4 protein-coding genes are annotated in these 3,025 nt (G+C 63.9%); 1 reads left to right on the plus strand and 3 read right to left on the minus strand.

Annotation, left to right across the window (positions count from 1 at the left end; genetic code table 11):
- Positions 1–837: oligosaccharide flippase family protein (locus VGE08_RS17715; RefSeq protein ID WP_331069245.1), on the minus strand; the 837-nt coding region annotated here is incomplete at its 3' end.
- 224 nt (positions 838–1,061) lie between these two features.
- On the minus strand, positions 1,062–1,901 hold the full coding sequence (locus VGE08_RS17720; protein ID WP_331069242.1) for a protein-disulfide reductase DsbD domain-containing protein: 840 nt from the start codon (positions 1,899–1,901) through the stop codon (positions 1,062–1,064).
- Positions 1,902–2,025: 124 nt separating this feature from the next.
- On the opposite strand from VGE08_RS17720, the gene VGE08_RS17725 reads away from it, so the two are divergent.
- A complete protein-coding gene (locus VGE08_RS17725; protein WP_331069243.1) occupies positions 2,026–2,673 on the plus strand; it encodes a YqgE/AlgH family protein in 648 nt (215 codons plus the stop codon).
- Between the two features lie 160 nt (positions 2,674–2,833).
- Here VGE08_RS17725 and VGE08_RS17730 read toward each other — a convergent pair.
- On the minus strand, positions 2,834–3,025 hold a 192-nt coding region (locus VGE08_RS17730; RefSeq protein WP_331069244.1), incomplete at its 5' end, for a TauD/TfdA dioxygenase family protein.

Here is a 3,025-nt window from a genome sequence, read left to right on the forward strand (position 1 = left end):
GACCTCCTCGGAGGAGCGGAACTGCTGCAACACCAGCACGTCGGTATAGGAGAGCAGCAGGTAGAAGCCCTCGACCAGCAGGATCGGCAGCGACACCGCGAGCCAGCCGCGGATATCGTAGGCCTTGGCGCCGGGCTCGACGTGGTCGGCGAGGCGGCGGTTGAGCACGATCATCTGCCCAAGCATCGCAAGCCACACCGCGGCGAAACTCGCGAGCATCGCGGCGATGGCGCCGAGATTGAAGCCGAGCGCGAAAGCGCCGGCCGTGAAGCCGATGATCAGGGTCTGCCTCACGATGAACTGCGGCATCAGCCCGAGTCGCATCCAGTCATGCGAACGCGCGATCCCGTCCTGCGTGTTGGCGACCACGAAGGCCGGCAGCGTGGCGCAGCCGATATAGAGCGGCACGACGGCGGCCGCATCGATCCAGGGCGTGAGCAGCGTGACGAGGCCGGCCAGCAGCAGCGAAACGGCGGAGGACACCGCAAAGGTCAGCCAGCGGCTGCCGGAGAGAAAGCCGCGCAGCAACGCGTGCTCGCCGCGCGTGCGGTATTCCGGAATGAGCTTTTGTGCCGACACCGAGATGCCGAAATCCATCATGCTGCCAAGCAGCAGCACCCAGGTCCACACATAGACGTAGACGCCGTAATCCGAGGTGCTCATCCAGCGCGCCAGCAGGATCTGCGCGCCATAGGCCATGACGGCGCTGACGACGCGGATGAGGAAGATGATGGCGGCGAGACGCTTTGTCTCCGAAGCTTCGCTGGAGCCGCCGATCAGGGACTTCACCCGCGCAAGAACGCCGGCAGGCGAAGCGGTTGCGGATTGGCTGTCCATCACGGCCACGGCAGGAATCGTCCTCGGAAATGCCGCAAAGGGGCGCGGCCATCGTCCGATCTATCAACGAACCGTTAAGATTTGGTGGCCCCGCTGTCGTTCCGGGGCGCGCGGAGCGCGAACCCCAATGCGCGGTTGCGCACTGTGGAACTTCGAGATTCTCAGGAGCGCAAGGCCGCTCCAGAGTTCGATGCTGACGCATCGCCCCGGAATGACGCTTCGCCTCAATCCAGGTTCACATTGAACTCATAGGCCCGTTCGCCGCCGACCAGCGTCAGCTTCAGCGCGGCGCCATCGGGTTTGGCTCCCGGCGGCAGGCCTTCAAGATCGAAGGCAAAACGCTTCACGCCGGGCGGACTGTTCTCCACCAGTTTCGGGATAGGCAGCGCCCAGTCCGGCGTCGGACCCTCGACGAACAGGCTGACGTCCTTTGCCTCGGGCGCACCGACGTCGACCAGCACACCCTTCGCGCCCTCGCGCCGGACGTCACGGATCGTCACGGGTGTGGGATCGCCGATATTGGCCGGTTTCGGCACGCTGTCGAGCGCGGCGGCGAGATTGCCGTCCTCGGTGCTGGCAACGCTCGAGAAGGTCAGATCGCTCGAGGCCTCGACGGGGATGCAGATCTTCTCACAGACGGCGTAGCTGATGTGGAGGCGCAGCGTCACCGGCTTGTCGTTGTTCTTCGCCACAATTCGCAGCGGCAGCACCACTTGTTTCTTGTAGCCGAGCGAAAAGCCTCCGGCGCCGTCGTCGAACTTCATCGGCGCGGGCCACAAAACCGTCACGGCCTCGACATTGTCCGACTTGGTGAAATCGAAGCGCGGCGGCACGCCGGAATCGCCGGGCGTGCGCCAGTAGGTTTTCCATCCATCCTGCAACTGGATAGCGATACCGCCGAGCAGCACGCCGCCGCTGCGCGAGCCCGCCAGCAGCCGCACCGCCGAATGCGCGTCGTGCTGCCAAGGCGAGGCATCTTCGGCTTTGGCAACGCTCGCCAGCGAAGCGACAAACAACGTGGCGGCAAGGCCAAATGCGGCGCGGGAGGGAACCATGACGTTCATGACATGTCTTTACAGGTTGGGTTTGGCGCAAACCATTGAATTGCTTGTGATGTACGACATCAAGCTTGATTGACAGATGAGCCACCCAATATCAGGATAGTAGCGTTGACGAGAGGCTTTGCGGATGACTCCTGAAGGCAAAGCACCGAAGAGCCCGGGCCGCAAGGCCGGCATCGGGGACAATGCGCCGGACGAGGGTTATCTCGACGGCCAGATGCTGATCGCGATGCCCGTGATGGGCGACCCGCGCTTCGAGCGTTCGGTGATCTACCTGTGCGCGCATTCCGCCGAGGGCGCTATGGGCATCATCGTCAATCATCCTGCAGGGAGCATCGACTTTCCGCAGCTTTTGATGCAGCTCGACATCATCAAGAGCGCGGACCAGATCAAGGTGCCCGACCATGGCGAGCCGATGCAGGTGCTGAAGGGCGGTCCGGTCGATACCGGACGCGGTTTCGTGCTGCATTCCAGCGACTTCTTCATCCAGGATGCGACGCTGCGGATCGACGACGACATCTGCCTCACCGCAACCGTCGACATCTTGAAGGCGATCGCGAAGGGCGCAGGTCCCAAGCACGCCATCCTGGCGCTGGGTTATGCCGGCTGGGCACCGGGCCAGTTGGAAACCGAGATCCAGCACAATGGCTGGCTGCATTGCCCGGCCGATCCCGACCTCGTGTTCGGCAGCGCGATCGAGGAAAAATACCCGCGCGCGCTGCGCAAGATCGGCATCGATCCCGGCATGCTGTCGGGCGATGCGGGACACGCCTAGCCGCTAGCGGCACACTCAACTGTCGCCCCGGCCAAGCGAAGCGCGAGCCAGGACCCATAACGTCAAATCGTCATTGTTACGCGAAGCTGGAGCCCCGGCTCGCTTCAACGACCAAGCCCTGTGGTTACGGGTCTGCTTTCGCAGGGACGACAGCGCAGGTTCACTCCGCCGCCTGCTGCGCCACCGTGGGCGCCGTTCCCGCTACCGTCGCGCGGCGCATGTCGCGGGGCTGCGACTGGTCGTAGCGGCGCACGCGGTGCATGGTCTGGCGGTTGTCCCACATCACGAGGTCATGCAGCGTCCATTTGTGGACGTAGACGAATTCGCTCTGCGTGGCGTGCTCGTTGAGGTC

The organism is Steroidobacter sp. (assembly GCF_036406195.1).
Taxonomy (GTDB): Bacteria; Pseudomonadota; Gammaproteobacteria; order Steroidobacterales; family Steroidobacteraceae; genus Steroidobacter.

Bases quoted from the DNA above. Each gene is read 5' to 3' on its own strand.
- VGE08_RS17725 (WP_331069243.1), top strand. From the start codon at position 2,026: ATGACTCCTGAAGGCAAAGCACCGAAGAGCCCGGGCCGCAAGGCCGGC.
- VGE08_RS17720 (WP_331069242.1), bottom strand. From the start codon at position 1,901: ATGAACGTCATGGTTCCCTCCCGCGCCGCATTTGGCCTTGCCGCCACG.